This is a genomic window from Sphingobium yanoikuyae, from assembly GCF_013001025.1.
GTDB classification, from domain to species: Bacteria; Pseudomonadota; Alphaproteobacteria; order Sphingomonadales; family Sphingomonadaceae; genus Sphingobium; species Sphingobium yanoikuyae_A.
On record NZ_CP053021.1, the window covers coordinates 4908744 to 4935155 of the forward strand.

At 64.3% G+C, this 26412-nt stretch carries 31 protein-coding genes; 19 read left to right on the plus strand and 12 right to left on the minus strand.

Annotated features, from left to right (window positions below; translation table 11 throughout):
- Positions 1–16 precede the first annotated feature (16 nt).
- Positions 17–1537 (minus strand): fumarate hydratase, encoded by a 1521-nt coding sequence (locus tag HH800_RS23670; protein ID WP_169862793.1) that lies wholly within the window; start codon positions 1535–1537, stop codon positions 17–19.
- Between the two features lie 101 nt (positions 1538–1638).
- Positions 1639–2295, minus strand: a complete 657-nt coding sequence (locus HH800_RS23675; RefSeq protein ID WP_169862795.1) for a glutathione S-transferase family protein — start codon at positions 2293–2295, stop codon at positions 1639–1641.
- A gap of 614 nt (positions 2296–2909) precedes the next feature.
- On the opposite strand from HH800_RS23675, the gene HH800_RS23680 reads away from it, so the two are divergent.
- From HH800_RS23680 to HH800_RS23710, 7 genes are all read left to right on the plus strand, one after another.
- The gene (locus tag HH800_RS23680) at positions 2910–4796 is read left to right on the plus strand and encodes a ribonucleoside-diphosphate reductase subunit alpha (RefSeq protein ID WP_010336832.1); all 1887 of its coding nucleotides are present in this window, start codon (positions 2910–2912) and stop codon (positions 4794–4796) included.
- Positions 4797–4871: 75 nt separating this feature from the next.
- Complete coding sequence (locus HH800_RS23685; protein WP_037507310.1) at positions 4872–5192, plus strand: hypothetical protein; 321 nt, start codon at positions 4872–4874, stop codon at positions 5190–5192.
- A 5-nt stretch (positions 5193–5197) separates the two neighbouring features.
- Positions 5198–6250 carry a ribonucleotide-diphosphate reductase subunit beta gene (locus HH800_RS23690; protein WP_004209931.1) on the plus strand — a complete coding sequence of 351 codons (1053 nt, stop codon included), beginning with the start codon at positions 5198–5200 and terminating at the stop codon, positions 6248–6250.
- 224 nt (positions 6251–6474) lie between these two features.
- Positions 6475–7506: an IS110 family transposase gene (locus tag HH800_RS23695; protein WP_020818605.1), complete on the plus strand. Its 1032-nt coding sequence runs from the start codon at positions 6475–6477 to the stop codon at positions 7504–7506.
- Positions 7507–7848: 342 nt separating this feature from the next.
- Positions 7849–8103, plus strand: a complete 255-nt coding sequence (locus HH800_RS23700; RefSeq protein ID WP_125988067.1) for a hypothetical protein — start codon at positions 7849–7851, stop codon at positions 8101–8103.
- A 54-nt stretch (positions 8104–8157) separates the two neighbouring features.
- A complete protein-coding gene (locus tag HH800_RS23705) occupies positions 8158–8352 on the plus strand; it encodes a hypothetical protein (RefSeq protein WP_169862800.1) in 195 nt (64 codons plus the stop codon).
- A 288-nt stretch (positions 8353–8640) separates the two neighbouring features.
- Positions 8641–9303 carry a glycine zipper 2TM domain-containing protein gene (locus HH800_RS23710; protein WP_169862802.1) on the plus strand — a complete coding sequence of 221 codons (663 nt, stop codon included), beginning with the start codon at positions 8641–8643 and terminating at the stop codon, positions 9301–9303.
- A 31-nt stretch (positions 9304–9334) separates the two neighbouring features.
- On the opposite strand, the gene HH800_RS23715 is transcribed toward HH800_RS23710, so the two are convergent.
- On the minus strand, positions 9335–9943 hold the full coding sequence (locus tag HH800_RS23715) for a thermonuclease family protein (protein ID WP_169862804.1): 609 nt from the start codon (positions 9941–9943) through the stop codon (positions 9335–9337).
- 151 nt (positions 9944–10094) lie between these two features.
- On the opposite strand from HH800_RS23715, the gene HH800_RS23720 reads away from it, so the two are divergent.
- Positions 10095–10511: a globin gene (locus HH800_RS23720; RefSeq protein ID WP_169862806.1), complete on the plus strand. Its 417-nt coding sequence runs from the start codon at positions 10095–10097 to the stop codon at positions 10509–10511.
- Positions 10512–10514: 3 nt separating this feature from the next.
- Here HH800_RS23720 and HH800_RS23725 read toward each other — a convergent pair whose 3' ends face one another.
- Positions 10515–10829 (minus strand): hypothetical protein, encoded by a 315-nt coding sequence (locus HH800_RS23725; protein WP_169862808.1) that lies wholly within the window; start codon positions 10827–10829, stop codon positions 10515–10517.
- A 165-nt stretch (positions 10830–10994) separates the two neighbouring features.
- Between HH800_RS23725 and HH800_RS23730 the strand changes: the two genes are divergently transcribed.
- The 5 genes from HH800_RS23730 (at position 10995) to HH800_RS23750 (ending at position 14050) form a co-directional block, all read left to right on the plus strand.
- Positions 10995–11375: a RidA family protein gene (locus HH800_RS23730; RefSeq protein WP_007711207.1), complete on the plus strand. Its 381-nt coding sequence runs from the start codon at positions 10995–10997 to the stop codon at positions 11373–11375.
- Positions 11376–11408: 33 nt separating this feature from the next.
- Positions 11409–11765 carry an ArsC family reductase gene (locus HH800_RS23735; protein ID WP_004209945.1) on the plus strand — a complete coding sequence of 119 codons (357 nt, stop codon included), beginning with the start codon at positions 11409–11411 and terminating at the stop codon, positions 11763–11765.
- Positions 11762–12808 carry a glycerophosphodiester phosphodiesterase gene (locus HH800_RS23740; RefSeq protein WP_004209946.1) on the plus strand — a complete coding sequence of 349 codons (1047 nt, stop codon included), beginning with the start codon at positions 11762–11764 and terminating at the stop codon, positions 12806–12808. Before HH800_RS23735 ends, HH800_RS23740 begins: the two co-directional genes overlap by 4 nt.
- Positions 12809–12902: 94 nt before the next feature.
- A complete protein-coding gene (locus HH800_RS23745) occupies positions 12903–13328 on the plus strand; it encodes an RrF2 family transcriptional regulator (protein WP_004209947.1) in 426 nt (141 codons plus the stop codon).
- A 65-nt stretch (positions 13329–13393) separates the two neighbouring features.
- Positions 13394–14050: an MBL fold metallo-hydrolase gene (locus tag HH800_RS23750; RefSeq protein ID WP_169862810.1), complete on the plus strand. Its 657-nt coding sequence runs from the start codon at positions 13394–13396 to the stop codon at positions 14048–14050.
- Here HH800_RS23750 and HH800_RS23755 read toward each other — a convergent pair.
- Entirely contained in the window at positions 14047–14475 is a 429-nt protein-coding gene (locus HH800_RS23755; RefSeq protein ID WP_169862812.1) for an MAPEG family protein, read from the minus strand. The genes HH800_RS23750 and HH800_RS23755 overlap by 4 nt on opposite strands.
- A gap of 206 nt (positions 14476–14681) precedes the next feature.
- On the opposite strand from HH800_RS23755, the gene rpmF reads away from it, so the two are divergent.
- The 5 genes from rpmF to HH800_RS23780 all read left to right on the plus strand — a co-directional run bounded on the left by rpmF (position 14682) and on the right by HH800_RS23780 (position 17767).
- The gene (gene rpmF / locus HH800_RS23760; protein ID WP_004209950.1) at positions 14682–14861 is read left to right on the plus strand and encodes a 50S ribosomal protein L32; all 180 of its coding nucleotides are present in this window, start codon (positions 14682–14684) and stop codon (positions 14859–14861) included.
- 66 nt (positions 14862–14927) lie between these two features.
- Entirely contained in the window at positions 14928–15953 is a 1026-nt protein-coding gene (plsX, locus tag HH800_RS23765; protein ID WP_010336845.1) for a phosphate acyltransferase PlsX, read from the plus strand.
- Positions 15950–16918 (plus strand): beta-ketoacyl-ACP synthase III, encoded by a 969-nt coding sequence (locus HH800_RS23770; protein WP_328805820.1) that lies wholly within the window; start codon positions 15950–15952, stop codon positions 16916–16918. The genes plsX and HH800_RS23770 overlap by 4 nt, the downstream gene beginning before the upstream one ends.
- Before the next feature lie 125 nt (positions 16919–17043).
- Positions 17044–17340 (plus strand): integration host factor subunit alpha, encoded by a 297-nt coding sequence (gene ihfA, locus HH800_RS23775; protein ID WP_004209953.1) that lies wholly within the window; start codon positions 17044–17046, stop codon positions 17338–17340.
- An 82-nt stretch (positions 17341–17422) separates the two neighbouring features.
- Complete coding sequence (locus HH800_RS23780; RefSeq protein ID WP_010336848.1) at positions 17423–17767, plus strand: MerR family transcriptional regulator; 345 nt, start codon at positions 17423–17425, stop codon at positions 17765–17767.
- Positions 17768–17773: 6 nt separating this feature from the next.
- On the opposite strand, the gene HH800_RS23785 is transcribed toward HH800_RS23780, so the two are convergent.
- The 4 genes from HH800_RS23785 to HH800_RS23800 form a co-directional block, all read right to left on the minus strand.
- On the minus strand, positions 17774–18298 hold the full coding sequence (locus HH800_RS23785) for a GNAT family N-acetyltransferase (protein WP_169862815.1): 525 nt from the start codon (positions 18296–18298) through the stop codon (positions 17774–17776).
- A 2-nt stretch (positions 18299–18300) separates the two neighbouring features.
- Entirely contained in the window at positions 18301–18843 is a 543-nt protein-coding gene (locus HH800_RS23790) for a SixA phosphatase family protein (RefSeq protein ID WP_169862817.1), read from the minus strand.
- 91 nt (positions 18844–18934) lie between these two features.
- Positions 18935–21688, minus strand: coding sequence for an ATP-dependent DNA helicase (locus tag HH800_RS23795; protein ID WP_169862819.1), 2754 nt, complete (start codon positions 21686–21688; stop codon positions 18935–18937).
- 49 nt (positions 21689–21737) lie between these two features.
- Positions 21738–22109 carry a PilZ domain-containing protein gene (locus HH800_RS23800; RefSeq protein ID WP_010336853.1) on the minus strand — a complete coding sequence of 124 codons (372 nt, stop codon included), beginning with the start codon at positions 22107–22109 and terminating at the stop codon, positions 21738–21740.
- A 131-nt stretch (positions 22110–22240) separates the two neighbouring features.
- On the opposite strand from HH800_RS23800, the gene HH800_RS23805 reads away from it, so the two are divergent.
- The gene (locus HH800_RS23805; RefSeq protein WP_169862821.1) at positions 22241–23833 is read left to right on the plus strand and encodes a lysine--tRNA ligase; all 1593 of its coding nucleotides are present in this window, start codon (positions 22241–22243) and stop codon (positions 23831–23833) included.
- Between the two features lie 187 nt (positions 23834–24020).
- Here the strand turns inward: HH800_RS23805 and HH800_RS23810 are convergent, their stop codons facing one another.
- From HH800_RS23810 to HH800_RS23820, 3 genes are all read right to left on the minus strand, one after another.
- Positions 24021–24491, minus strand: coding sequence for an RcnB family protein (locus tag HH800_RS23810; protein ID WP_037518627.1), 471 nt, complete (start codon positions 24489–24491; stop codon positions 24021–24023).
- Between the two features lie 173 nt (positions 24492–24664).
- Positions 24665–25342, minus strand: coding sequence for a 2OG-Fe(II) oxygenase (locus tag HH800_RS23815; RefSeq protein WP_037518624.1), 678 nt, complete (start codon positions 25340–25342; stop codon positions 24665–24667).
- 100 nt (positions 25343–25442) lie between these two features.
- On the minus strand, positions 25443–26369 hold the full coding sequence (locus HH800_RS23820) for an RcnB family protein (protein ID WP_235681955.1): 927 nt from the start codon (positions 26367–26369) through the stop codon (positions 25443–25445).
- Between the last annotated feature and the right edge of the window lie 43 nt (positions 26370–26412).

The following is a 26412-nucleotide window of genomic DNA, read 5'->3' on the forward strand; positions in this document are numbered from 1 at the left end:
GGAGGATTAGGCAAGCTTACGCCCCTTCGAGCAGCTTTTCTTGTCTGATCTTCTCCTGCCACACCAGCGGGGCGAGGCGGTGGACATTCTGGCCTTCGCTATCGACGGCGACGGTGGCGGGCATGTCCTCCACCGTGAACTCGTAGATCGCTTCCATGCCCAGATCCTCGAAGCCCACGACCTTGGCTTCCTTGATCGCGCGCGCGACCAGATAGGCTGCGCCGCCGACCGCCATCAGATAGGCGCTCTTGTGCTTGGCGATGCTGTCGGTGGCGGCCGGGCCGCGCTCGGCCTTGCCGACGCAGGCGGCCAGCCCCTGTTCCAGCATCATGTCCATGAACTTGTCCATGCGGGTCGCGGTGGTCGGGCCAGCCGGGCCGACCACTTCGTCGCGCACCGGATCGACCGGGCCGACATAATAGATCACGCGGCCCTTGAAATCGACCGGCAGGGTCTCGCCCTTCTCCAGCATGTCGGCGATCCGCTTGTGCGCGGCGTCGCGGCCGGTCAGCATCTTGCCGTTCAGCAGCAGGCGGTCGCCATGCTTCCAGCCCTGCACCTGTTCCGGCGTCAGCGTGTCGAGATCGACGCGGATCGCTTCCTTGCTCGGCTTCCAGTCGACCTGCGGCCATTCGGACAGCTTGGGCGCTTCCAGATAGGCCGGGCCGGACCCGTCGAGGGTGAAATGCGCGTGGCGGGTCGCGGCGCAGTTCGGGATCATCGCCACCGGCTTGCCCGCCGCATGGCAGGGATAGTCGTGGATCTTGATGTCCAGCACGGTGGCAAGGCCGCCCAGGCCCTGCGCGCCGATGCCCAGCGCATTGACCTTGTCGAACAGCTCGATGCGCAGTTCCTCGATCTTGTTCTGCGGGCCGCGCGCCTTGAGCTCGCCCATGTCGATCGGGTCCATCAGGCTTTCCTTGGCCAGCGCCACGGCCTTTTCCGCGGTGCCGCCGATGCCGATGCCCAGCATGCCCGGCGGGCACCAACCCGCGCCCATCTGCGGCACCATTTCCAGCACCCAGTCGACGATCGAATCGCTGGGGTTCATCATCTTGAACTTGGTCTTGTTCTCGCTGCCGCCGCCCTTGGCCGCGACGTCGATGATCACCTTGTTGCCCGGCACCATTTCCACGTTCAGCACGCAGGGCGTGTTGTCCTTGGTATTCTGGCGCGAGAAAGCCGGATCCTTCAAGATCGAGGCGCGCAGGCGGTTTTCGGGGTTGAGGTACGCCTTGCGCACACCCTCGTCGATCACCTCCTGCATGGAGCGGCTATTGTCGTCCAGCCGGCACTCCATGCCCCACTTCACGAACACATTGACGATGCCGGTGTCCTGGCAGATCGGGCGGTGGCCTTCGGCGCACATGCGGCTGTTGGTCAGAATCTGGGCGATGGCGTCCTTCGCCGCCGGATTGGCTTCGGCCTCATAGGCCTTACCCAGTGCCCGGATATAATCCATCGGGTGATAGTAGGAAATGAACTGGAGTGCGTCGGCGACGCTCTCGATGAGGTCGGCGGTCTTGATGACGGTCATCTACCCTGGTCCCTATTCTTGCGGCCCGCCTCTGCACGGCAGGTCCCTGCAAGGCGGGGCTATAGGCCTTTGAGACGATGAGTCCAGAAGAGGGTTGCGGTTCAGGACGCAAGCGGCCCGTCGGCAAAGGGAAAATTCTGCCACCAGGGCTGCATGTCGCGCAGCACACGGGCAAAGCTGGGCCGCGCCTCCAGCCGGTCGAGATAGGCGCCCAGCACCGGGTGGCCGGCGCGCAGCGGCACGATCCTGTCGGCATAATAAAGCGAGGGCGCCGCCGCGCAGTCGGCCAGCGACAGATGATCGCCCGCCGCCCAGCTCCGCCCCGCCAGCCGATCCTCCAGCAATGCATAGATGCTGCGCAGCGCCGCCACATTGGCCGTCACGCCATGGGGATCGCGCGCCTCCTCGGGCCGCAACCGGTCGGCGACCAGCGCCTGCATCGGCCCCATCACATAATTGTCGAATAGCCGGTCCATCAGCCGCACCTCGATCGCCGCGTCGCCATCGACCGGGATCGGGCGGAAGGTGCCGGGTTCGTGCCGGCCCAGATATTCGACGATGATGCTTGCCTCCGCGATCGTCGCGCCGCGCACCGGGTCGTGCAGCACGGGGAATTTGCCGAGCGGCCAGAGCACCTGCCATTCGGCTAGCGCCGCCGCATCCTCCAGGATGCGCGGGGTGAAGGGCGTGCCATTTTCATGAAAGGCGATCAGCACCTTCCAGCAATAGGAGGAGAGGGGATGGTAATAGAGGATCATGCCTGCCTCCCGATCGCTGCGGATGGATTCGCCCGCCTTCCCATCATCATAGCGTATCGCGCGGTGATATGCAGGGGGACGATAAAGGCAGCGATTCAACAGATTGTGGTCGCGTCCGCGCCTCTGCCCCCATGTCATGATTTTGTCGCCGATTGCGCGACGCGCGCATTTGCGTGGCAAGACAAATTTATTTTTTAATTTCATGGGCCCCCCTTGTCTTTTCCAAGGCCCTTGGAAGTCCGCGCGTCGCTGCGCTATGGGGTGGCGCGTCAGCGACGAAGCGAATCCAGGCGTCGATGAACCGAGTCCCCGAACTGTCATTTACCCTCTTGCGTGTCGGCGGGGCTGTGGCACTATCTGTGGTATCGGGACCAAGGGGGTCACCCAATAGATTGTGATTGCATTGTCGGACCTGCTTCCGGCGATACGGGGCTTTTGTCCTTGCGATCGGATCGGTTGACCCCATTTCTGTCCCGGCCCGATCGGGTTCATGCTATGATGCCTGGGTGCGCCCCGGCATTGCTGGACCGAATCGAACGGAACAGGAACAATCGGGGGCTCGCATGGACTTTCGAGATAGTGAACAAGGTGGAAACGGCGACGTGGCGACGGTAATGGACGAGCGTATCGAGGATCTGGTGGACAAGGCCGAGCCCAAGGCTGCCAAGGGCAAGGCGACCGAGTCCGCGTCGTCCAAGATTCATGAGCGTCGCTTTCATGTCGTGACGGATTCGTCGCGCGATGCGCTGCTGACCGAATTCGGCAAGGATACGCTGAACGATCGCTATCTGCTGCCCGGCGAGAGCTATCAGGATCTGTTCGCCCGCGTCGCCGCCGCCTATTCGGACGATGCCGATCATGCGCAGCGCGTCTATGACTATATCTCCAAGCTCTGGTTCATGCCGGCGACGCCCGTGCTGTCGAACGGCGGCACCGGCCGCGGCCTGCCGATCAGCTGCTATCTGAACTCGGTCGATGACAGCCTGGAAGGCATCGTCAACACCTGGAACGAGAATGTCTGGCTCGCCTCGCGCGGCGGCGGCATCGGCACCTATTGGGGCAGCGTGCGCGGCATCGGTGAGCCGGTTGGCCTCAATGGCAAGACCAGCGGCATCATCCCCTTCGTCCGCGTGATGGATTCGCTGACCTTGGCGATCAGCCAGGGCTCGCTGCGTCGCGGCTCGGCCGCCTGCTATCTCGACGTCTCCCACCCGGAGATCGAGGAGTTCCTGGAAATCCGCAAGACGAGCGGCGACTTCAACCGCAAGGCGCTCAACCTGCACCATGGCGTGCTGCTGACCGACGAGTTCATGGAAGCGGTGCGCGACGGCAGTGATTTCAACCTGCGTAGCCCCAAGGACCAGTCGGTGCGCGGCACCGTCAATGCCCGCGCGCTGTTCCAGAAGCTGGTCGAGGTCCGCCTCGCCACCGGCGAGCCCTATATCGTCTTCTCCGACACGGTGAACCGGATGATGCCCAAGCATCACCGCGACCTGGGACTCAAGGTCTCGACGTCGAACCTCTGCTCGGAAATCACCCTGCCGACGGGTCGCGACCATCTCGGCCAGGATCGCACGGCGGTCTGCTGCCTCTCCTCGATGAACCTGGAAACCTGGGATCAGTGGAAGGATCACCCGACCTTCGCGGAAGACATCATGCGCTTCCTCGACAATGTGCTGCAGGACTATATCGACCGCGCCCCGCCGGAAATGGCGCGTGCCAAATATAGCGCCAGCCGCGAACGCTCGGTCGGCCTGGGCGTCATGGGCTTCCACAGCTTCCTGCAGGCACGCGGCATTCCGTTCGAAGGCGCCATGGCCAAGTCGTGGAACCTGCGCATCTTCAAGCATATCAATGCCAAGGTGAACGAGGCGTCGATGATGCTGGCGCAGGAGCGCGGGCCGTGCCCCGACGCCGCCGACCAGGGCGTTATGGAGCGCTTCTCCTGCAAGATGGCGATCGCGCCGACCGCGTCGATCTCGATCATCTGCGGCGGCACCTCGGCCTGTATCGAGCCGATCCCGGCGAACATCTACACCCACAAGACGCTCTCGGGCAGCTTCGCGGTGAAGAATCCCTATCTGGAAAAGCTGCTGGTCGAAAAGGCCAAGGATTCGAGCGCCGTATGGAACTCGATCCTGGAACGCGGCGGCTCGGTCCAGCATCTCGACTTCCTGACCCAGGAAGAAAAGGATGTGTACAAGACCAGCTTCGAGATCGACCAGCGCTGGCTGCTCGAACTGGCGGCCGATCGCACCCCCTATATCGATCAGGCCCAGTCGCTGAACCTGTTCATCCCGGCCGATGTCGAGAAGTGGGATCTGCTGATGCTCCACTTCCGCGCCTGGGAACTGGGCATCAAGTCGCTCTATTATCTGCGCTCCAAGTCGGTGCAGCGCGCTGGCTTTGCCGGTGGCGTGGAAGCGGACAACACGATCGACGCCCCCAAGTTCGAGATCGGCGAGACCACCGACTATGACGAGTGCCTCGCCTGCCAGTGACGCCGGTCTGACCTGGGCACGTGCGGCGGTTCAAAGCCGTTGCATCGCCCGGAAGGACGGGACGGAGACGATCGCATGACGGCGACCAAGCCTTTGGGGCTGAGGATCGCTCTTCTTGCGCTAATCTCGATCGGGATTGGCGTCGGAATCTACAGCTATTGGGTGGATACGCCGCAGTGGCGTGCGTTGTTCTGGATCACTCTGTCGCTCAGTCAGATCGTTATTCTGTCATATGAATTGCGTCATCCGGCTGCACCTGCGCCGGTAACCGCAACAACCGATGATTTCGTTCGCAAGATTGGCCAGCCACGTCATGCAAGCCAGCTTAGAATAGCTGGTATCGTCAGCTTCTCGCTGATTTTGATATTCAATATTTACATATTCTTCTCGGAGTAAACCCGATGCCCCTTCTTCAAGCCTCCAAGGTCTACAAGCCCTTCGAATATCCCTGGGCCTATGAATTTTGGAAGCGCCAGCAGCAGCTCCACTGGCTGCCCGAGGAAGTGCCTCTGGGCGAGGATTGCCGTGACTGGGCGCAGAAGCTCAGCGATCATGAGCGCAACCTGCTGACCCAGATTTTCCGCTTCTTCACCCAGGCCGACGTGGAAGTGCAGGATTGCTACCACGAGAAGTATGGCCGCGTGTTCAAGCCGACCGAGATCAAGATGATGCTGACCGCGTTCAGCAACATGGAAACGGTCCATATCGCCGCCTACTCGCACCTGCTCGACACGATCGGCATGCCCGAAAGCGAATATTCCGCCTTCCTCCAATATAAGGAGATGAAGGACAAGCATGATTATCTCGCCCAGTTCGGCGTCGACACGGACGAGGATATCGCCAAGACGCTGGCGATGTTCGGCGGCTTCACCGAAGGCCTCCAGCTCTTCGCCTCCTTCGCGATGCTGATGAACTTCCCGCGCTTCAACAAGATGAAGGGCATGGGCCAGATCGTCACCTGGTCGGTCCGCGACGAAACCCTGCATTGCGAGGGCATCATCAAGCTGTTCCACAGCTTCGTGAAGGAACGCGACTGCCTGACCGCGTCGGTCAAGGACGACATCATGGACATGTGCCAGAAGACCGTCCGGATCGAGGACGCGTTCGTCGACCTCGTCTTCGAAATGGGCCCGGTTCCCGGCATGACGCCCAAGGACATCAAGAAATATGTCCGCTACATCGCCGACTGGCGCCTGGGCCAGTTGGGCCTCAAGCCCATCTACATGATCGACGAGCATCCGCTGCCCTGGCTGACCCCGCTGCTCAACGGCGTGGAGCATGCCAATTTCTTCGAAACCCGCGCGACCGAATATTCGAAGGGCGCGACCCGCGGCCAGTGGAACGACGTCTGGGACGCGTTCGACCGCCGCAAGAAGCTCAAGGGCGCCGAAGCGGCCAATGTCGACGAAAGCGATCCGGACATGTTCAAGGCCGCCGGCATCGCGGCGGAATAAGATCACAGCGCGACGCGCCATGCGCGTCGCGCCTTGATCAAGCCCGCGCGGCGCTGACGCGTTTAAGGCTGCTGATCAGCCAGCATCACGGCAGCTTGCAAAGGGCTTTCGACCTGTTCGAGGGGAGGGGAGGCGCGGGGAGCGCCTCCCCTTATGGGATGGCCCGCCCCTTTTCCCCGGCATCAGGTATGATGCCGGTGCTTGAAAAGGAAAGGAGCGGACCGATGTCTATTGTTATCCTTGGCGTTGATTTGGGCAAGAATGCCTGCAGTGTCGTAGGCGTTGATGCAGCAGGCGCTGTCATCGTGCGTAAGTCGATGCGCCGACAGACACTTATCGATTACGTGACCAAGCTTCCGGCTTGCGTGATTGCAATGGAGGCGTGCTGTGGTGCCCACAACCTTGGTCGCCTTTTCGCCGCGCAGGGGCACGAAATCAGATTGATGTCGCCGGAGTACGTACGCCCGTATGTCAAAGCGCAGAAGAATGATGATCGTGATGCGGAGGGGATTGCCGAGGCCGCCTCGCGCCCGACTATGCGCTTCGTCGAACTCAAGACTCAGGAGCAGTTGGACATCCAGACCCTCCACCGCGTCAGGTCCCGCCTGGTAGCCGAGCGCACAAACCTTATCAACCAACTGCGGGCGATCCTCCTGGAGCGGGGGACCATTTTTCCGGCCGGCCGGCGCAAGCTGGAGTTGGGCATTGATGCCATGCTGGCCGCCGAAGATACGGCCCTATCACCACGCTTGAAGCAACTGGTGGGTGAACTGCGCGCCGAATGGCACGAACTTGATACCAAGGTCGAGGCACTGAACGGCGAGTTTGTCGAACTGGCTCGCAATGATGCAGCTGCCCGGCGGCTCACGTCCATCCCCGGCATCGGCACGTTGAACGCAACCGCTTTGATTGCAGCCGTGGGCGATGCCAGCAGCTTTGCCAAAGCGCGAGACTTGGGTGCTTGGCTCGGCTTGGTACCCAGGCAACATACTACCGGCGGCAAGCCCCGGCTGCTCGGCATCTCCAAGCGTGGCAACACCTATTTGCGCACTTTGCTCATCCATGGCGCCCGGGCAGCATTACCGTCACTGGCGCGCAGCGAAACCCCGCTGGGACGTTGGTTGACAGGAATGATCGAGCGAGGAGTTCATCGCAACGCAATCGTCGTCGCATTGGCTAATAAACTGGCGCGGATCGCTTGGGCAGCCCTTCGCAAAGAAGTGAGCTTCGAACGCGGCTATCCAGCAGCGGCATAACGGATCGGCTGCGTGCTTCTGCGCGCGTAGCCCAACGATGTTTGCAGGAAGGATCGTGAAGATGGCCTGACAGTCGATCGGCGTCTGGAAAGCCCGGGCAAAAAAATGGCACCTGTTGCCGGTTCCCTTATTGTGGCTCCAGACGTGCGGATGTCCATCTTGGCCACGGGATGCTCCCGTGAGACCGCATACGTTGACGCAGACTGATCAGAACACCGTAAAATCCTACTTGCAAACGGGGCGGGCCATACGTTTTTTGTGCGCCTCTGGAGCCTCCCGCATCGCGTCCATAACGGACCAGTCTCGCGCCGGAATGGCGATGCCCTGGGCTATGGTCCGGTCATGACCAGCCCCGACGATCCCTCATCTCCGCCATTCTACGTCTTCGTCTGCAATGTCTGCGGCAGCGATCAGGTTACGCGCGAAGCCTGGGCGGCCTGGGATGTCGCGACCCAGGCCTGGATCCTCAACACGGCCTTCGACTTTGCCTATTGCCATCGCTGCCTGGGCTATGCGCAGCTCGACCGGCTGCTGCTGACCAGCCCGCCATCCGGCTTGCCGTCCCGCACCCCGGCCTTCCCGCCGGCGCCGGGCTGATCGGCGCGGCGGGCGTGACGCTTCCTTAACCGCCGCCATGCCAGACCGGCCGCCATGTTCGGCGTCCGACTCCGCTCCCTCTTCACCAGCCGCTGGATGGCGCTGCTCTGGGCGATATTGGTGCTGCTGAGCGCGATCCAGTTCGTGGGCAGCGATGGCGGTGATCAGGCCGGCGTGGATCAGGCCGCGACCGCAGCGCTGGACGGCCTCGACAACAGCCAGCGCGCCATCATCGCCAACGCGCTCTGAAAGGCACGGGGCGGGCGTCGCGGGCGCGCTGTCCTATTCCTTCCCGCCGGCCTATATTGCCGTCCGGCGTCGGGCCTGCCTTTGACGCTCACTTGTTCCAAAATGACAAGTGTTGGAAATTAAATGTCGGAATGTGCGGGAAATATGCGAAGTTAAGCGCAGCATTTCCTATTTCGGGGGAGGGGTGCTGCGCTTGGTCTCGTCATTCTGTTTCGATCATGCAACATTGTTCCCGGCAAACTGTTCTGACCCGCATCCCGTCGATGCGGAAAGTGGAGGACCGATGCGATGCCCAATGCCCTGAAGGCCATGATCGCCACGCTCGCCCTTGGGGCGATGGCCATTTCCACCCTGCCAGCTGCTGCCCAGCATCGGCCGAACGATCATCGCCCCGGCGGCAGCCAGCATGGCCGTCCCGGCGGTTCCAACGCGCATCGGCCGCCCAGCCATGGCGGCAATCATGCCCAGCGACCGCCGTCGCGCCCTGGTGCCCACCGTCCGCCCCAGCATGGGCGGCCGGGGGCAGGCCGCCCGCCCCAGCCGGGCCGTCCCGGCAATGGTCGTCCGCCCCAATATGGCCGTCCCGGCAACCATCGCCCGCCGCCGCCCCGTGGCAATTATCGCCGGCCCGGACCGCCGGTCTATGCTTATGACTGGAACCGGCCCGATCCGCGCTATGGCGGCCGCTATCGCCCCGACCGCTATTATCGCGGCGGCTATGCGCCGATCCGGGTCGACCGCAGCATGCGCATCTATCGCGGCTATGACGACCGCTATTATTGCCGCCGTTCGGACGGCACCACGGGCCTCATCATCGGCGGCGCGATCGGCGCGCTGATCGGCGGCCAGCTCGATCGCGGCTATTCCAACACGGCCGGCATATTGATCGGCGGCGGCGCCGGCGCGCTGCTCGGCCGCGAGATCGACCGCGGCAACCTCAGCTGCCGCTGATCGGGAAAGGGGGCGAAGGCGCCCCCTTTTTTCAGCACCAGGGGTGGCGACGTCCGTCCCAGGTCCGGGCCAGCCCTTCGTCCACCAGTTGCTGGCCGATCGACTGGCCGTCGCGCGTCACGATCCGCAGGGCTCGGCCATATTTGTCGGTCGCCCGCCCTTCGATCTCCAGCGAGAAGGGGCCGGCGTTCATCAATTGCTGCAACCGGCTGGTCGCCCGCGCGCCCAGCGCGCCTTCCTCCGGGCAGCGCGGTCCATGGGTTTCGGGCGTGTCGATGTCGGCGATCCGATATTTCTCGCCGCGGAACCAGAAAGTGTCGCCATCGACGACGCAATTGGCCCCGCCGCCGCTATGGCAATAGCCGAAATCGGCCGACAGCTGGTCGGCGCTGGCGCTCGACGGCGCGGTGCCGGTCGACGCCGTCGGCATCGCGATCTCGGGCGCCAGCCGCGCCCACCAGTCGGGCGCCTGCCAGCCGATCATCATCCCCAGCGCCAGCACCAATCCCAGTGTCTTGCCGCTAAAGCCGCTGCGCTGGGGCGCGGGGCGACGAAGGCGCGCCTGTCCGGCACGCGCCGCCTCCCGGCGCCAGAGTGTGTCGATGCGGTCGGGGGTGAATCGGTCGGGGCGTCTGGACATGGCGCGCCCCTAGCAGGTTCAGGAAAAACAGAGGGTTAAATCTGATCCGGCTTGTCGCCATTTCGGGGCGAACCGGCGTTTGATCGGGATCAATGTGGCAAGCGCAGGGGATGCGCAGGGTGCGTCGGCCTCAGCCCATGGAGATTACCGCATGAACGCCGCCGCGCCGTCCAGCCCCTATGTCCGCATCGGCGGCGAACCGGTCGTCCGCGCCATCGCGAACCGCTTCTATGATCTGCTGGAAAGCGACCCGGCCTATGTCGAGTTGCGCGCCATTCATGCCGCCGACCTCTCCGTGGTGCGCCACGGCCTCACCCGTTTCCTGTGCGGCTGGCTGGGCGGCCCGCGCGACTGGTTTCAGCGCGGCACCTGCATCATGTCGCTGCACCGCGCTTTCCCGATCACGCCGCAACTGGCCGATCAATGGGCGACGGCGGCCGCCTGCGCCATCGCCCTGCAGGAGGATCTCGACACCGACATCGCCGACGCCATGGCGGAAGCGCTCGGCCATATGGCGCGCGGCATGATCAATTTCGGCCTCGCGCCGGCACAGGCGCACCCCGCCTAGCGGCTAGTCGTCATCCTCGTTGAGGATTTCGTCCTCCTCGCCATCATTCTCGTCGTCCATCCGCGGCTCGCCGTCGAACGCGCCCTCGTCGATCCAGCCGGACCGGTCCATCTCGTTCATCTTGTCGACCAGGTCGGGGACATCGTCGGGGATGATCTGTGCCGGGTTGGGCCGCCCGCCATGCTCGCTCTCTTCGCTCAGGTCGCTGGTCCGGCCCAGCGCATCGTCGGCGACGTCGTTCGCCTGGGTGCCGGCATCGGCCTGTTCGCTATTCTCCTCACTCTCGTCGGGGAAGGGGCGATTGTCGGACATCGTCATGGCGCGTCTCCTTGCAGGGGCATGTCCCCCTCCAACGATCACCCCATTTTCCCGTTCCGTGCAAGCGCGCCCGGAAACGCACTGGACAGCGCGGAACCAAGGGGGCAAAGGCCGTCGCGATCCTTTTCGCCCCGATCCTTTTCGCATCGCAACAGGAATCCCTCCATGTCCCGCCAGCTCATTTCCTCCGGCTCGCCCTTCGAGGCGCAGGTCGGCTATTCGCGCGCCGTCGTCCAGGGCGACTGGTGCTTCGTCGCCGGCACCACCGGCACCGATCCCGAAACCAAGATCATGCCCGACAGCGTGGTCGATCAGGGCGTCAACGCGCTCAAGGTGATCGGCAAGGCGCTCGAAGACGCCGGCTTCTCCTTTGCCGATGTCGTGCGCGTCACCTATTATATCACCGACCCTGCCTATTGGGACGATCTGGGCAAGGCCACCGCGCCCATCTTTGGCGAGATCCGCCCGGCCGCCAGCTGCGTCGTCGCTGGCCTCATCAAGCCGGAGATGAAGATCGAAATCGAAGTCACCGCCTTCAAAGGGTAACGCCCTTGTAAAGAAAATCTGGGACCAACCATCATGATTACCATGTACGGCATCAAGAATTGCGACACGATCAAGAAGGCCCGTAACTGGCTGGACAATGAGCGCGTCGCCTATAATTTCCACGACTATAAGGTCGCCGGCGTCGACAAGGAAAAGCTGGAGGAATGGGTGATGGAACATGGTTGGGAAACCATCCTCAACCGCTCCGGCACCACCTTCAAGGCGCTCGACGCGGGGGACAAGGCGCATATCGACGCGGACAAGGCGATCCTGTTGATGATCACCAACCCCTCGATGATCAAGCGCCCGATCCTCGACACCGGCAAGGGTACGGTCGTCGGTTTCAAGGCGACGACCTATGAAAACGCGCTGAAAGGCGTGATGGCGTGATCGGACGGGGGCTGCTGGGCATCGGGGCATTGCTGATGATGGGCCTGCTCCCCCTTTCCGCCGTCCGGGCCGCCGACCCGCTGATCATCGCGCATCGCGGTGCCAGCGGCGAGCGGCCCGAACATACGCTCGCCAGCTATGAGCGGGCGATCGACCAGGGCGCCGACTATATCGAGCCCGATCTGGTCCTGACCAGGGATGGCGTGCTGGTCGCCCGGCATGAGAACGAGATTGGCGGCACTACCGACGTCGCCGACCATCCCGAATTTGCCGATCGCAAGACCACGAAGACGATCGACGGCATCGAAATGACCGGCTGGTTCACCGAGGATTTCACCCTCGGCGAACTGCGCACTTTGCGGGCGCGGGAACGTCTGCCCGATCTGCGCCCGGCCAATGTCCGCTTCAACGATCTCTATCTCATCCCGACCTTCGAGGAGATATTGAAGCTGGTCCGCGCTAAGGAAGCGGAGCAGCATCGTCGCATCGGCCTCTATCCCGAAACCAAGCATCCCAGCTATTTCGCCGGCATCGGCCTGCCGCACCAGCAGGCGCTGCTCGATCTGCTCGGCAAATATGGCTACACCAATGCCGACGATCCGGTCTTCATCCAGTCGTTCGAGGTCGGCAATCTGAAGGCCCTGCATGAAGCGACCCGGCTGCGCCTCATCCAGCTCGTCGATGCCGAAGGCGGCCCCGCTGACGAACCTGGCACGACCTATGCCGACATGATGAGCGTCTCCGGGCTGGAGGCGATTGCCGGCTATGCCACAGGCCTCGGCCCGTCCGCCGCCATGGTGCTGGCACCCGATGGGGCGACCGCGCTGGTTGGCCGTGCCCATGATGCCGGGCTTCAGGTCCATATCTGGACGCTACGGATGGAAAACAGCTTCCTGCCCGACCAGTATAAGCGACCGGACGATCCGCAGGGCCGGGGCGATTTTGCCGGCTATGTCCAGGCGATCGCATCGACGGGCGTCGACGGCATTTTCAGCGATTTCCCCAGGCAGGCGCGCGACGCTCTGAGCAACGCGCAGCCCTGATCGGCAACATCGCATAAATTAAAGCGGATTTTCCCTTCTCTACCCTGCGGCTCGACTTGCCAAAGCCGGGCCGCAGGCGAATAACGAACAGACCATGCTGTCCCAGAAGACCCGTTACGCCATCCGCGCGCTCCAGCATCTTGCCGACCGCTATCGCCAGGGGCCCGTGCCCCTCAACGAGATTGCGACGCGCCAGAATATCCCGGCGAAATTCCTGACGGTGATCCTGTCCGAATTGTCGCGCGAAGGGCTGGTGGCGACCCAACGGGGGCGCGACGGCGGCTATTGGCTGGCCTTGGCGCCGGTCGACATCAGCTATGGCGACATCGTCCGCCTGACTCGCGGCTCGCTCGCGCTCACCCCTTGTGCCAGCCGCTTCGCCCATGAAAGCTGCACCAACTGCCTGCCCGAAAGCGAATGTCGCCTGCACCGGGTGATGCTGCGCGTGCGCGACGAAACCGCCAAGGTGCTCGACAGCATCAGCCTCGCCGAACCCTTCGCGGCCGAAGGGTTGGGGTAGGGCGCCGAAGGCGCAGGCGTGCGGACGCCCTTGCGCTCGCCCCGTCGCTCCGCCACATCGGCAGCATGACCACGCCGCCGCTCAAAGCCGCCCTGATCCCCGTCACCCCGCTGCAGCAGAACTGCACCCTCTTCTGGTGTACGGAAACGATGCGCGGCGCCTTTGTCGATCCGGGCGGCGACCTGCCGGTGCTGAAGCAGGCGGCGGCGCAGCATGGCGTCACGATCGAGAAGATTCTCGTCACCCATGGCCATATCGACCATTGCGGCCAGGCCGGCGTACTGGCCCGCGACCTCGACGTCCCGATCGAGGGGCCGCATGAGGAGGATCGCTTCTGGATCGACCGGCTGCCGCAGGATGGCGAACGCTGGGGCATTCCGGGTGAGAGTTTCGAGCCGGATCGCTGGCTGGTCGATGGCGACCAGGTGACGGTCGGCAATCTGACCTTCGACGTCTATCATTGCCCCGGCCACACGCCGGGCCATGTCGTCTTCCACCATGCGCCGAGCCAGCTCGCGATCGTGGGCGACGTGCTGTTCAAGGGCTCGATCGGCCGCACCGACTTCCCGCGCGGAAACCATCAGGACTTGATCGACGCGATCACCGGCAAGCTCTGGCCGCTCGGCGGCCAGACCGCCTTCGTCCCCGGCCATGGCGAGATGAGCAATTTCGCCTATGAACGGCGGACCAATCCCTATGTGGCCGACTCCGTTCTCGGTTAAACGCGTGCCATCGCCGGCGGGGCAGGCACGGCGCGAGTCGCGCCATAGGCGACATAGAGCGCCGCGACCGCCAGGCCGAGCATCACGATCCAGGTGAGCAGCGCGCCGCCCGCGCGCCACACCGTCGGCTTGTCGGCGTCCATGCCAAAGCCATGGGCGATTCGCGCCAGCGCATAGATCATCGCCCCGATCCACAGCCACAGCGGCGCGCCGATCGCCATTTCGATCAGGCCGAAGAGAAGCAGCACGATCGGCGTATATTCGATGAAATTGGCGTGCGCCCGCATCCGCCGCGCCAGCAACATGTTCCCCGAGTCGCCGTGCAAAAGCTTCGCGCCCACGCGGATTCGCGCGCAGCGCACCGCCAGCCAGAAATTGATGAGCGCACAGGCCGCAGCCAGTGTAAGCGTGATCGGCAACAACATGGGCATCCCCCTATTCGACGGGCCGCCACCATAGGCGCGGCGGGCCGGCGGGCAAGGAAGGACTTGCACCATCTGCAAAAACGGCTATAGGCGCAGGGCTTCGCGATCACCCGGGCCGCATGGTCTGCGGCACCCGTGCCGTCGGCGTCTCATTTGGAAACCGGCCAGTCGCATAACCAGATTTAATTACGGAAACAGGTGCCGACATGGCTGTCCCCAAAAGGAAAACTTCCCCGTCCAAGCGTGGCATGCGTCGCAGCCACGATTCGCTGCGCGTCGAAGCATTCCAGGAATGCTCGAACTGCGGTGAACTGAAGCGTCCCCACAATCTGTGCGACGCGTGCGGCCATTATAACGGCCGCGAAGTCATCGCCGTCGGGGCGTAAGACTTTTTCGATCTCCGCAAAGGGGTGATCTCAGTGTCCAGCCAACCGCGAATCGCAATTGACGCGATGGGCGGGGATGAAGGCGTGCGGGTGATGATGGCAGGCGTTGCGCTTGCCCGTCGCCGGCACGAAGGACTCCGCTTCACCCTTTTCGGCGACGAGACCCGGATCAAGGCGGCTCTCGACAACCACCCCAATTTGCGGGCGGCGTCGGAAGTCGTGCATTCCGACACGATCGTCGAGGGCACGGACAAGCCCAGCGTCGCGATTCGCAAGAAGAGCAGCTCGATGAGCATGGCGATCAACGCCGTGAAGTCGGGTGATGCCGGTGCGGCGGTTTCCGCCGGCAATACCGGTGCGCTCATGGCGATGGCGAAGCTGGCGCTGCGTACCATGCCCGGCGTTGATCGGCCTGCGCTGGCAGCGATGCTGCCCACCCTTGGCGATAATGATGTCGTCATGCTCGACCTTGGTGCCAATACCGAGTGCGATGCGCGCAACCTCGTCCAGTTCGCGGTGATGGGTGCGGCCTATGCCCGCATCGCCCTCGATCTGGAGCGGCCGCGCGTGCGCCTGCTCAACATCGGCACCGAAGAGCTCAAGGGCACGGACGAGATCCGTGACGCCGCCGCCGTGCTGCGCGCAGCCGATACCCTGCCATTCTCGTTCGACGGCTTTACCGAAGGCGACAAGATCGGCCGCGGCGAAACCGACGTGATCGTGTGCGACGGCTTTTCGGGCAATGTCGCGCTCAAGACGGCCGAGGGTACTGCCCGCTTCGTCGCCGACCTGCTGCGCCGCGCCTTCTCCAGCTCGCTGCGGTCCAAGATCGGCTTCCTGATCTCGAAGCCGGCGATGCACCTGCTCAAGCATCATCTCGATCCCAACAATCATAATGGCGCCGTCTTCCTTGGCCTCAACGGGGTCGTGGTGAAAAGCCATGGCAGCGCCGATGCCAAGGGCGTGGCCAATGCGGTGCATGTCGCCGCCCGCCTACTGGAAGAGGATATCACGCGACGCATCGCCGCCGATATGGCCGGGGTGCAGGATCTGTCCGCCGTCGCGTCCAAATTGGAGCTGCCCGTCAAGTGATGCGTCGATCCGTTCTCCTGGGCACGGGCTCGGCCCTGCCCGCACGCGTCGTCACCAATGCGGAACTGGCGCAGACCGTCGACACCAGCGACGAATGGATCGTCGAGCGGACCGGCATCCGCACCCGCTATATCGCCGGCGAGGGTGAGACCACGACCACGCTGGCGACCAACGCCGCGAAGCGCGCGCTGGAGGCCGCCGGCCTTGCCGCGCAGGATATCGACCTCATCATCCTGGCGACCGCGACCCCGGACCAGACCTTCCCCGCCAGCGCCACGCTGGTGCAGGCCGCCCTCGGCATTGATGACTGCGTCGCCTTCGACGTCGCCGCCGTCTGCTCGGGCTTCCTCTATGCGATGACGGTCGCCGATTCGATGATCCGCTCGGGCGCGGCGCAGCGCGCGCTGGTGATCGGCGCGGAAACCTTCAGCCGTATTCTCGATTGGGAAGACCGCGCGACCTGCGTGCTGTTCGGCGATGGTGCCGGCGCCGTCGTGCTCGGCGCGGAGGAAAGCGCGGAAGGCCAGCGTGGCATCCTCGCCGCCAAACTTCATGCCGATGGCCGCCACAACCAGCTTCTCTACGTCGATGGCGGTCCTTCGACCACCCAGACCGTGGGCAAGGTCCGCATGAAGGGGCAGGAAGTGTTCCGCCATGCGGTGGTGAATCTCGCCACCGTGCTCAAGGAAGTGATGGCGATGGCGGAGATGACGCCCGCCGACATCGACTGGCTGGTGCCGCACCAGGCCAATGCCCGGATTCTCGACGCGACCGCGCGCAAGCTCAAGCTGTCCCCGGACAAGGTCGTCGTCACCGTCGACCAGCATGCCAACACCTCGGCCGCCTCGGTGCCGCTGGCACTGGACGCCGCGACCCGCGATGGCCGGATCAAGGCCGGCGATCTGATCGTGCTGGAAGCGATGGGCGGCGGCTTCACTTGGGGCGCCTGCGTCCTGCGGGTCTGATACGGCGGCGAAACGATCGCCCCTACGTATCTGACCTGCTTGCCGAATCACCCAACATGCATCACATTTGTGTCGCAATCATTTGCCCTGGCAGATGATGCAGGGGGGCACATTGGGGATTTGCGATGACCGGCACTGGCACACTGACCCGCGCTGATCTGGCGGAGAGCGTCAATCGTCACATTGGCTTGTCCCGCGCGGAAGCGGCGGCACTGGTCGAATCGATCCTGGAACATATGTCGACTGCGCTGGAGCGCGGCGAAAATGTGAAAATTTCGAGTTTCGGTACCTTCGTCCTGCGCGACAAGAATGAGCGCATGGGGCGCAACCCGAAGACCGGGATCGAGGTGCCGATTGAGCCGCGCCGGGTGCTCACATTCCGCGCGAGCCAGACGATGCGGGACCGCGTTGCCTCGACCTGAGGCAATTCGGTCAGCTTTTGTAATATTGGCGTATATTTACCGTAGTTGACCTTTACGGGACTATGGGTGCAACATTGCGCCCATGGAAAAGGCCGAGGGCGCATTTCTGACCATCAGCGAACTGGCAACAGAGCTGGGTCTTGCCCAACATATTTTGCGCTATTGGGAAACCCGCTTTCCGCAATTGCGTCCGCTCCAGCGATCGGGCAACCGGCGCTACTATCGTCCTGCCGATGTGGCGCTGGCACGGCGCATCAACCAGTTGCTCAATGTCGAGGGCTTCACGGTCAAGGGCGCGCAGAAGGCGCTGGCCGATGGCACGGACGATATAGCGGTGGATCCGCTGCCCGCCGCGACGCCGGAACCGGACCTGATCGCCCGGCTCGAAGCCATCCGGGCCGATCTGGCGCGCGCCTTGGGTCGCTGATCGCGATCAGAGCGTCCGGGCATAGACAAGGTCGCGGAACGGCACGTCCCCGACCATGAAGGTCAGTTCGCCGATCTCGACAAAGTCATGCCGGGCATAGAAGCGCCGCGCCCGATCATTCTGTGGATAGACGGCCAGGAGCAGCCGGCGCGCGCCGCGTCGCCGGGCCTCCGCCAGCACCAGCGCCATCAGCGCATCGCCATTGCCGCCACCCTGCCACCCATTCAGCAGATAGATGCGCTTGAGTTCGACATCCGCCCGATCGTCGGTCGGCACCGGCAGGTCGGGCGGGGTGATCAGCGCATAGCCGACCGGCGCGCCTAGCGGCGTCTCGCCGATCAGGATCGTCTGGGCCGGATCGGCGAGGGCTGCACGATAATAGTCCTCGCCATGCGCCTTGCGGATATGGGCGACCAGCGCCTCGCCGGGATGGTCATGGGCAAAGCTGGCCAGGAAGGTGGCGCCGCCCAATATCGACAATGCGGCGGCATCGGAGGCGACAGCCGGCCGCCAGTGAATCGGCGTGGTCAAGCTCAGCGCGATCCCGGACCCAGGGCCGGGTCCAGGTCGCGGGGGCGGGTGAAGCTCAGCAATGTGCCGCACTTGTCCGTCGTCGCGTCCCACTGGTCGATGGCGAGATCCATCACCGCAATGCTGGCGGTCGGAAATTTGATCTCCACATCCTCGCGCTGCGGATTGGCGCCATCATCGGGGACCAGGCTCAGGATCAGTTCCTCGAAACCGGGATTATGCCCTGCCATCAGCACGCTGTCCGCCTCGTCCGGCAAATCGCGCAGCACGTCGATCAGGGTCGGGGCAGAGGCCAGATAGATGCGCCGGTCCCAGCGCGCGTCCAGCGTTTCGCCATAACCGGTGAAGAAGGTGTCGAGCGTCTGCACGACGCGGGCAGCGGGGGATGCGACCAGCAGGTCGAACCGCATATCCTTCCGCGCGGCGAACTGGCCCATCAGCAGCGCGGCCTTTTCCCCCCGGCGGTTGAGCGGCCGGTCGAAATCCCGCGCGACCGGATCGTCCCAATCGGACTTGGCATGGCGCAACAGGGTCAACCGCTTCATTCTCGCTCCAGCTCCTCGCGCCTTGTCGCGGCGGAATATTTCCTGCCGACTCGCAAAAACGCAGAAAACAAAGGCGCTGCGCCCTGTCGGGTCACCGCATGCCGGGTTCGCTTCCCTGATGCCCTAACGTTGTTCGGTCGCCAAGACCAGCGTCCTGCATGTCCCGCCCCTGCATCTTTGCGCTGACGGCGATGATCGCCTCGTCCAGCGTCAGCCGGCGGATCGGCGTGCCGGGCGGGAAGGCGCTCAGCAGTCGGCTCGGCATGGCGGCGGACAGGATCACGAAACTGCCCTTGTCCTCGGCGCGGCGGATCAGCCGGCCGAACGCCTGCGCCAGCCGCGCCCGGATCAGCCGGTCGTCATAGGCGCTGCCACCCCCCGCCAGGCGCCGGGCGGCATGCAGCACGGTCGGCTTGGACCAGGGCACGCCCTCCATCACCACCAGCCGCAGCGAATGGCCGGGCACATCGACGCCATCGCGCAGCGCATCGGTGCCCAGCAGCGATGCACGCGGATCGTCGCGGAAGATATCGACCAATGTGCCGGTATCCATCGGATCGACATGTTGCGCATAGAGCGGCAGGCCGGCGCGGGCGAGCCGGTCGGCGATGCGCGCATGTACGGCCCGCAACCGCCGGATCGCGGTGAACAGGCCCAGCGTGCCGCCACCCGATGCCTCGATCAGCCGGGCATAGGCGCCCGACATGGCGGCGATGTCGCCGCGCTTGATGTCGGTGACGATCAGCACTTCGGCCCGACCGGGATAGTCGAACGGGCTGGCCGCCTCGAACCGCTCGGCGCTGTGCGGCAAATGGGTGACGCCGCTGCGCGCCTCGGCATTGGACCAGTCGCCGCCGCCCTTCAGCGTGGCGGAAGTGACGATCACCCCCTGCGCGGGTTGCAGCACTGCCTCGGCCAGCGGCCGGGTCGGGTCGAGCCAGTGGCGGTGCAGACCGATATCATATTCGCGCCCTTCCACCCGGTCGACGGTCATCCAGTCGACGAAATCGGGGTCGGCCGGGCCGCCGATCCGCGCCAGCAGCGCCAGCCAGGCGCTGATCAGGTCGCGGCGCCAGCCGAGCGATCCGATCGCCCCTTCGATCCGCGCCCGCGCCGCGCCGTCGAGCCAATCGGGGGCATCCTCCAGCACCGCTTCCAGCCGCTTGGACAGGCGGACAAGCGGCTTCAGCAGCGCATCGAGCGCGATCGCCGCTTCCTGTGCCGCCTCAACCAGCGGTCCATCGGGTTCGGCCAGTTCGGTTTCCAGCCCATAGCCGGCATCCGCCTCGCCGCTGTCGGCGGCGCGCGCGAAAACGGTGCCGCGCACCGTGGCGAGCAATTCCTCCAGCGGACCGAAAGGCTCGCCCGCCACGATCCGCTTCAGCCAGTCGTCGGCCGGTAAAGCGCGTGCAGCTTCCACCGCGGTGCGGATCGCCTCGCCCCCTTCCTCGTCATAGCTGGCAAGGTCGGACAGGCGCGCGGCCAGGCCCCGGCGGCGGCCGCGCGATCCGCCTTCCGGTCCCATCACCCAGCGGCGCAGTTCGATCGCCTCCTGCCCCGACAGCGCAACCGAGAAGGTCGAATCGGCGGCGTCGAACAGGTGATGGCCCTCGTCGAAGACGATGCGCTGCGGGCGCTGGCCGGTCTCGCGGCCGCGCGCGGCGTTGATCATCACCAGCGCATGATTGGCGATGACGATGTCCGCCTCGGCCGATGCCCGCGCCGACCGTTCGATGAAGCATTTCCGATAATGGGGGCAGCCGGCATAGATGCACTCGCCGCGCCGGTCGGTCAGCGCGGTGGAGCCGTTGCGCCGGAACAGGATGGGCAGCCAGCCGGGCAGGTCGCCGCCCACCATGTCGCCATCCTTGGAAAAGGCGGCCCAGCGCGCGACCAGTTGCGCCAATATGGCAGCACGGCCGGCAAAACCGCCCTGCAATGCATCTTCCAGATTGAGCAGGCAGAGATAATTTTCCCGCCCCTTGCGCACCACCACGCGTCGCGCGGCGGTCGCCGGATCGGGGAAGAGGCGCAACGATTCCCGGTCGAGCTGGCGTTGCAGCGCCTTGGTATAGGTGGATATCCACACCGTGCCCTGTGCCTGTGCGGCCCAGAGCGAGGCGGGGGCGAGATAGCCCAGCGTCTTGCCGATGCCGGTGCCGGCTTCCGCCAGCACCATGTTGGGCTGGTCGCGATGCGTGCGCGGGCGAAAGGCCTCCATTGCGGCGGCGGCATAGGCGCGCTGGCCGGGACGGGGTTCGGCGCCCGGTCCGGTCAGGCTGTCGAGCCGCGCCAGCACTTCATCCTCCTCCATCGCCACGGTGCGCGGGGCAGGGCGGGGTGCGGCTTCCTCCCATTCGGGCAGCTTGGAAAAGAGCCAGCGTTCGGCCTCCGCCGGGCGGCTGATGCGCGGCGCGACCAGCGGCGACCAGGGCCAGCGCAGCCGGTGCAGCGCCTGCGCTGCGGTCCAGCCGCCTTCTCTTTCTTTCCATTCCGGGGAATCGAGCCGGTCGAGCAGGGCGCGCGCCGCCATCTGCAGCAGGGCCGGGATATCGCCTTCCTGTCCCGGTTGCGGCAGGTCCAGTGCCTCGGCCAGCCCCTTGGGCGTGGGCACCAGGAAGCGGGCGGGATGGACGAAGGCCCAGAGTTCCAGCAGGTCGAGGCCGTTGAGATCGGGATAGCCCAGCCGCTGGCCGGTTAGCGGTGCATTGAGCAGCAGCGTCGGCGTCTCGGCGGTGCGGGCAATGGCCTGCCCCTTGGCGACGCCCATGGTGCGGCTGCCTTCGCGCAGCCAGATGCCGCCATGGCTGGCATGGAGGGCGGGCAGGGCAGCAGGATCGATCACCCGCCCGGCTTAGGGCAAGGCGAACAAAAGGGAAACCGAAATGCGCCGATCAACTGGTTCGGCGGCCAAAACCCATGGGACCGGAATAGACGAAGGCGGGCGCAGCCGGTCGGGGCTGGAACGCCACCGGCGCGCGGCGGGCCAGGCGTGCCATTTCCAGCTGTTCGAACAGCGGCCCTTCGGTCAGGATATAGGGGAAACGGATGCCCATCCGGTCCTCTTCCGACCAGCGCACCGTGCCGAACACGCTATAGCCATCAATATCCAGCTGACACTGGCTTCCGGTCGGCAGCGAACAGCCGACGACCTGCGCGCCGCCCGCGCTCAGATCGACGATCGTCCCTTCCAGGCTGTCGAGCACGGTCGTGATGGTGATCGCGATGTCGACGGGAATCCGTTCGCGGCTGCGGGGTGTCTGCATGGGAGCCTCCATATGACCAGACCATGGAGGAACAGGGTGAACAAAATCTAAATATGAAGCCCGGTTTAACGCGTTTTTGCCTCCAAAAGCCGTTCCCTTTCGCCCTTCGCGGCGGTAGGGGCTTTGGCATCATGACCATATCCGACATTCTCCGCACCGCCGCGAACGCGTCCAAGGCCTGGCCCTATGAGGAGGCGCGCAAGCTTCTCAAGCGTTACCCCAATGGCGCGCCGGAGAAAGGCCATATCCTGTTCGAGACCGGTTATGGCCCGTCGGGCCTGCCGCATATCGGCACCTTCAACGAAGTGCTGCGCACCACCATGGTCCGCAACGCCTTCCACGCGCTGTCGGATATCCCGACCCGGCTGGTGGCGTTCAGCGACGATCTGGACGGTTTCCGCAAGGTGCCGGACAATGTGCCGAACCAGGCGATGCTGGCCGACTATCTGGGCAAGCCGCTGACGCAGGTGCCCGATCCGTTCGAGAAATATGAAAGCTTCGCGCATCACAATAATGCGATGCTGCGCGACTTTCTCGACAGCTTCGGCTTTGAGTATGAATTCGTCTCGGCGACCGAACGCTATCAGGCCGGCGCCTTCGACGAAGCGCTGCGCCAGGTGCTGCGCCGCTATCAGGCGATCATGGACATCATGCTGCCGACCCTGCGCAAGGAACGGCAGGCCACCTATTCGCCGGTGCTGCCGATCAGCCCGAAGAGCGGCATCGTGCTGCAAGTGCCGGTCGAGGTGGTCGATGCCGAAGCCGGTATCGTCCGTTTCGTGGACACTTCCGTTCCTGGGGGCGAGACGATCGAACAGTCGATCCTGGGCGGCGGCGCGAAGCTGCAATGGAAGGTCGATTGGGCGATGCGCTGGTATGCGCTGGGCGTCGACTATGAAATGGCGGGCAAGGATCTGATCGACTCGGTCACCCAGTCGTCGAAGATCTGTCGCGCGCTCGGCGGCCGCCCACCCGAGGGCTTCAACTACGAGATGTTCCTCGACGAAAAGGGCGAGAAAATCTCCAAGTCCAAGGGCAATGGCCTCAGCCTCGAACAATGGCTGACCTATGGCCCGCAGGAAAGCCTGGCCTTCTACGCCTATCGCGAGCCCAAGAAGGCCAAGCAACTGCACATGGGCGTGATCCCGCGCGCGGTTGACGAATATTGGCAGTTTCGCGGTAATTATCCCAAGCAGGCGATCGAGCAGCAGCTGGGCAATCCGGTCCATCATATCCATGATGGCAAGCTGCCGCAGGGTGAGCTGCCGGTGACTTTCGGCCTGCTGCTCAATCTCGTCGGCGTGATGGGCGATGCCAGCCGGGAGCAGGTGTGGAGCTATCTGCAGAATTATGTGCCCGGCGCCAGCGCGGAAACCTATCCCGAACTGGACGCGCTGATCGGCCATGCGCTTGCCTATCATCGCGATTTCGTCGCGCCGACGCTCCAGCGCCGCGCGCCGCATGCGAACGAAGCCGCCGCACTGCGCAAGCTGGACGAAGAACTGGCCGCCTTGCCGGCCGATGCCAGCGCGGAGGATATCCAGAATATCGTCTATGCCATTGGCAAGGATGAGGCTTTCGGCTTCGCCGAACTGCGCGACTGGTTCAAGGCGCTATACCAGACGCTGCTGGGCGCCGATCAGGGACCCCGCATGGGCAGCTTCATCGCGCTCTATGGCATCGACAACAGCCGCAAGCTGATTGCGCAGGCGCTGGCCGCCTGATCGGAAAGAAGCGGGGGAACCATCGCGCGCGCAGGGCGTTTCGCGAACGGTCCACCCCCCTTTCGGACTGATGGCGTGCCTGGCACGGCATCGGCCGCGCCCGCCCGGAAACGGGGGGCGCGGCCAAGGGGGTAAAGAAAGGCCCCGGACATCGCTGTCCGGGGCCTTTTCTGTTTCGTCGTCCGGCTTACCAGAAGAAGCCGCGATGGACGGTCATGACCCGGCCGGTGCGCACATTCACCAGCATCACGTCATTATAGTGGCGGACCCAACGCTGATTGACGGCCGGACGGGGCAGGCGATAGCGATAGGGATCGGCGATATAATAGCGCGAGCTATAATAGGCCGGGCGAAGCTGGGCGCCGGCATTCCAGCGCGAATAGCGGAAGGGTGCATTCCAGTTGCCGGCGCGATAGACGTCGCGGTGGCTGCGGCGATAATCCTGCCAGTCTTCGCGCGCTTCCTGGCGGGAGTCGCGAACATCGCGACGGGCTTCGCGGACATCGCGGCGATCGCCATAGCGCTGGGCCGCGCGCAGGTCGCGCTGGTCTTCGCGCAGCCGCTGCTCGCTGCGGCGGGCTTCGCCATAGGATTGGGCAGAAGCGACGCTGGGGACGACGGTGGCCGCAAGAAGGCCAAGGATGATGATCTTGCGCATATTTCTACTCCCATCAATCTGGAGGCTCGGGGACGCTTCCAACCGCTTCAAGCGGGGCAGGTTCCCTTACCAACATGTTGAATATGGAGTGGATTCGCTGAACCGTCCGGGAACGGCACTGTCAGGAACCAGTCATTTATGTCGCAAAGTGTAATGGCGCGCGACCTTCTGGGTCAGCGAACCCAGGGGCGTTCGCGAAACCATTTGGTGACGACATATTTGGTGCCCTGAGCCACTGGCCGGGCGGCGTGCAGGCTATAGGGGTTGGGCGCGCCGTCGGGCTTCAGGTTGTTCCAGATCAGGATCATCCCCTCGATCGGCGGCACCATGAATTCGCAGCGCGGAAAATGGGTCTCGCCCCCGCCCTCGACCGGCGATAGATAGATCATCGCCGTCCAGTTACGCTGGCCACCGGTCTTGCGCATCTCGGGCCAATAGCTGGCATTGACCGGGAAATAGTCGCAATGGACCTTATATTCCTGGCCCTGGGTGTAACGCTGCCCCTGCAACGTCTCGCCATGGTCAGGCTCCAGCCCGGTCATCGCACAGATGCGGGCGCTGATCGCATGGACCAGCGGGTCTTCCCGGTCGAGGTTGCAGCTGTGGCTGGTGCGATAATCGGCATTTTCCCGCCCGGTGAACAAAGTCGATGGCTGGGCGCCGGCGTCGATGATCGCGCGCATCACCGCGCATTCTTCGGCGCCAAGGAAATCCTGCCGCCCATAGATTTCCAGATGGGGGCTGTCGATACGGCTGACCAGCGGGTTGCGGTTCAGCTTCTCGCGCACCCGATCGCCGATCGCGGCGCGGGCCGGCGACGCGATGCCGCCATCATCCACTATCTCGTTCATGCCGCCTCCCTGCCATTTCCGGCCGGCGCCGCGCAATGAAAAAGGGCCCGGTGCGGTGTCGCACCGGGCCCAGTGTCCTGAAGGCCAGTTCAGGAGGCTGTCACCAGAAGAAGTTGCGGATCACATCGACGACATAGCCATCGCGGATATCGACCAGCAGCGCGTCGTCATAATAGCGGATCCAGCGCATCGTGCCGTAGGCGGGCGGCAGGCGGTAATAATAGGGATCGTTCAGCCAGTAATTGCTGCCATAGAGCGGACCCGACAGGAACACGCCGATCGAGAAGCTGCGATAGCCATAATTCCAGCCCGACGGCGCATAATAGCGGCCCATGCGGTAACGGTCGCCATAGCGGCTGCGATAGCCATACCAGTCATAGCGCCGGTCCTGGCGCCAGCCATTGTCCCAGCGGCGCTGGTCGGCCCAACGGGTGCGATCGTCATAGCGACGGCCACCATTGTTCCAGTTGCCGGGATAGCCGGGGCGATCGCCGCGCCGATCATTGTCGCTCCAGCGCCGATCATCGGGGCGACCGTCACGATTGCGGTCGTTCCAATCACGACCGTTGCGATCGCGGTCCCAGACCTGCCGGTTCCAATCGGGTCGGGAATCCGGGCGGGCGTCGGGCCGGCGTCCATCACCGCGCCCATCCGGGCGGTCGCGACGATCGGTCGGCTGCATGCCGGGGTTCGGATTGCCGGGGCGCTGCCAATTGCCATTGGGGCGATCAGCGCGCTGATCGGGCCGCTGGTCCGGCCGGCTGACCCGTTCGGGGCCACCCTGCCAGCGCTGCGCGGGGGCTGCCATTTGCCGGCGTCCGCTGCGATCACCTCCGCGATCATTGTTGCCTTGCCAGCGCGTGCTGCCCTGCGCGCCGCGCATGTCGCCGCCCCGGTTTCCGGGATTGCCTGCGCCACGCTCACCGCGCGGACCACCGCCATTGTCGCCACGCTGGGCATAAGCCGGTGCCACGCCGCCCAGCAGCGTCGCACCCATCAGGCCGGCCAGCATCCATTTCCTCAGCATCGTTCCGATTCCTCGTGCGGGAACCATCTGTTCCCTTCATGCC

Bases quoted from the DNA above. Each gene is read 5' to 3' on its own strand.
- HH800_RS23670 (WP_169862793.1), bottom strand. From the start codon at position 1,537: ATGACCGTCATCAAGACCGCCGACCTCATCGAGAGCGTCGCCGACGCA.
- HH800_RS23675 (WP_169862795.1), bottom strand. From the start codon at position 2,295: ATGATCCTCTATTACCATCCCCTCTCCTCCTATTGCTGGAAGGTGCTG.
- HH800_RS23680 (WP_010336832.1), top strand. From the start codon at position 2,910: ATGGACGAGCGTATCGAGGATCTGGTGGACAAGGCCGAGCCCAAGGCT.
- HH800_RS23685 (WP_037507310.1), top strand. From the start codon at position 4,872: ATGACGGCGACCAAGCCTTTGGGGCTGAGGATCGCTCTTCTTGCGCTA.
- HH800_RS23690 (WP_004209931.1), top strand. From the start codon at position 5,198: ATGCCCCTTCTTCAAGCCTCCAAGGTCTACAAGCCCTTCGAATATCCC.
- HH800_RS23695 (WP_020818605.1), top strand. From the start codon at position 6,475: ATGTCTATTGTTATCCTTGGCGTTGATTTGGGCAAGAATGCCTGCAGT.
- HH800_RS23700 (WP_125988067.1), top strand. From the start codon at position 7,849: ATGACCAGCCCCGACGATCCCTCATCTCCGCCATTCTACGTCTTCGTC.
- HH800_RS23705 (WP_169862800.1), top strand. From the start codon at position 8,158: ATGTTCGGCGTCCGACTCCGCTCCCTCTTCACCAGCCGCTGGATGGCG.
- HH800_RS23710 (WP_169862802.1), top strand. From the start codon at position 8,641: ATGCCCAATGCCCTGAAGGCCATGATCGCCACGCTCGCCCTTGGGGCG.
- HH800_RS23715 (WP_169862804.1), bottom strand. From the start codon at position 9,943: ATGTCCAGACGCCCCGACCGATTCACCCCCGACCGCATCGACACACTC.
- HH800_RS23720 (WP_169862806.1), top strand. From the start codon at position 10,095: ATGAACGCCGCCGCGCCGTCCAGCCCCTATGTCCGCATCGGCGGCGAA.
- HH800_RS23725 (WP_169862808.1), bottom strand. From the start codon at position 10,829: ATGACGATGTCCGACAATCGCCCCTTCCCCGACGAGAGTGAGGAGAAT.
- HH800_RS23730 (WP_007711207.1), top strand. From the start codon at position 10,995: ATGTCCCGCCAGCTCATTTCCTCCGGCTCGCCCTTCGAGGCGCAGGTC.
- HH800_RS23735 (WP_004209945.1), top strand. From the start codon at position 11,409: ATGATTACCATGTACGGCATCAAGAATTGCGACACGATCAAGAAGGCC.
- HH800_RS23745 (WP_004209947.1), top strand. From the start codon at position 12,903: ATGCTGTCCCAGAAGACCCGTTACGCCATCCGCGCGCTCCAGCATCTT.
- HH800_RS23750 (WP_169862810.1), top strand. From the start codon at position 13,394: ATGACCACGCCGCCGCTCAAAGCCGCCCTGATCCCCGTCACCCCGCTG.
- HH800_RS23755 (WP_169862812.1), bottom strand. From the start codon at position 14,475: ATGTTGTTGCCGATCACGCTTACACTGGCTGCGGCCTGTGCGCTCATC.
- rpmF (WP_004209950.1), top strand. From the start codon at position 14,682: ATGGCTGTCCCCAAAAGGAAAACTTCCCCGTCCAAGCGTGGCATGCGT.
- plsX (WP_010336845.1), top strand. From the start codon at position 14,928: ATGGGCGGGGATGAAGGCGTGCGGGTGATGATGGCAGGCGTTGCGCTT.
- ihfA (WP_004209953.1), top strand. From the start codon at position 17,044: ATGACCGGCACTGGCACACTGACCCGCGCTGATCTGGCGGAGAGCGTC.
- HH800_RS23780 (WP_010336848.1), top strand. From the start codon at position 17,423: ATGGAAAAGGCCGAGGGCGCATTTCTGACCATCAGCGAACTGGCAACA.
- HH800_RS23790 (WP_169862817.1), bottom strand. From the start codon at position 18,843: ATGAAGCGGTTGACCCTGTTGCGCCATGCCAAGTCCGATTGGGACGAT.
- HH800_RS23800 (WP_010336853.1), bottom strand. From the start codon at position 22,109: ATGCAGACACCCCGCAGCCGCGAACGGATTCCCGTCGACATCGCGATC.
- HH800_RS23805 (WP_169862821.1), top strand. From the start codon at position 22,241: ATGACCATATCCGACATTCTCCGCACCGCCGCGAACGCGTCCAAGGCC.
- HH800_RS23810 (WP_037518627.1), bottom strand. From the start codon at position 24,491: ATGCGCAAGATCATCATCCTTGGCCTTCTTGCGGCCACCGTCGTCCCC.
- HH800_RS23815 (WP_037518624.1), bottom strand. From the start codon at position 25,342: ATGAACGAGATAGTGGATGATGGCGGCATCGCGTCGCCGGCCCGCGCC.
- HH800_RS23820 (WP_235681955.1), bottom strand. From the start codon at position 26,369: ATGCTGAGGAAATGGATGCTGGCCGGCCTGATGGGTGCGACGCTGCTG.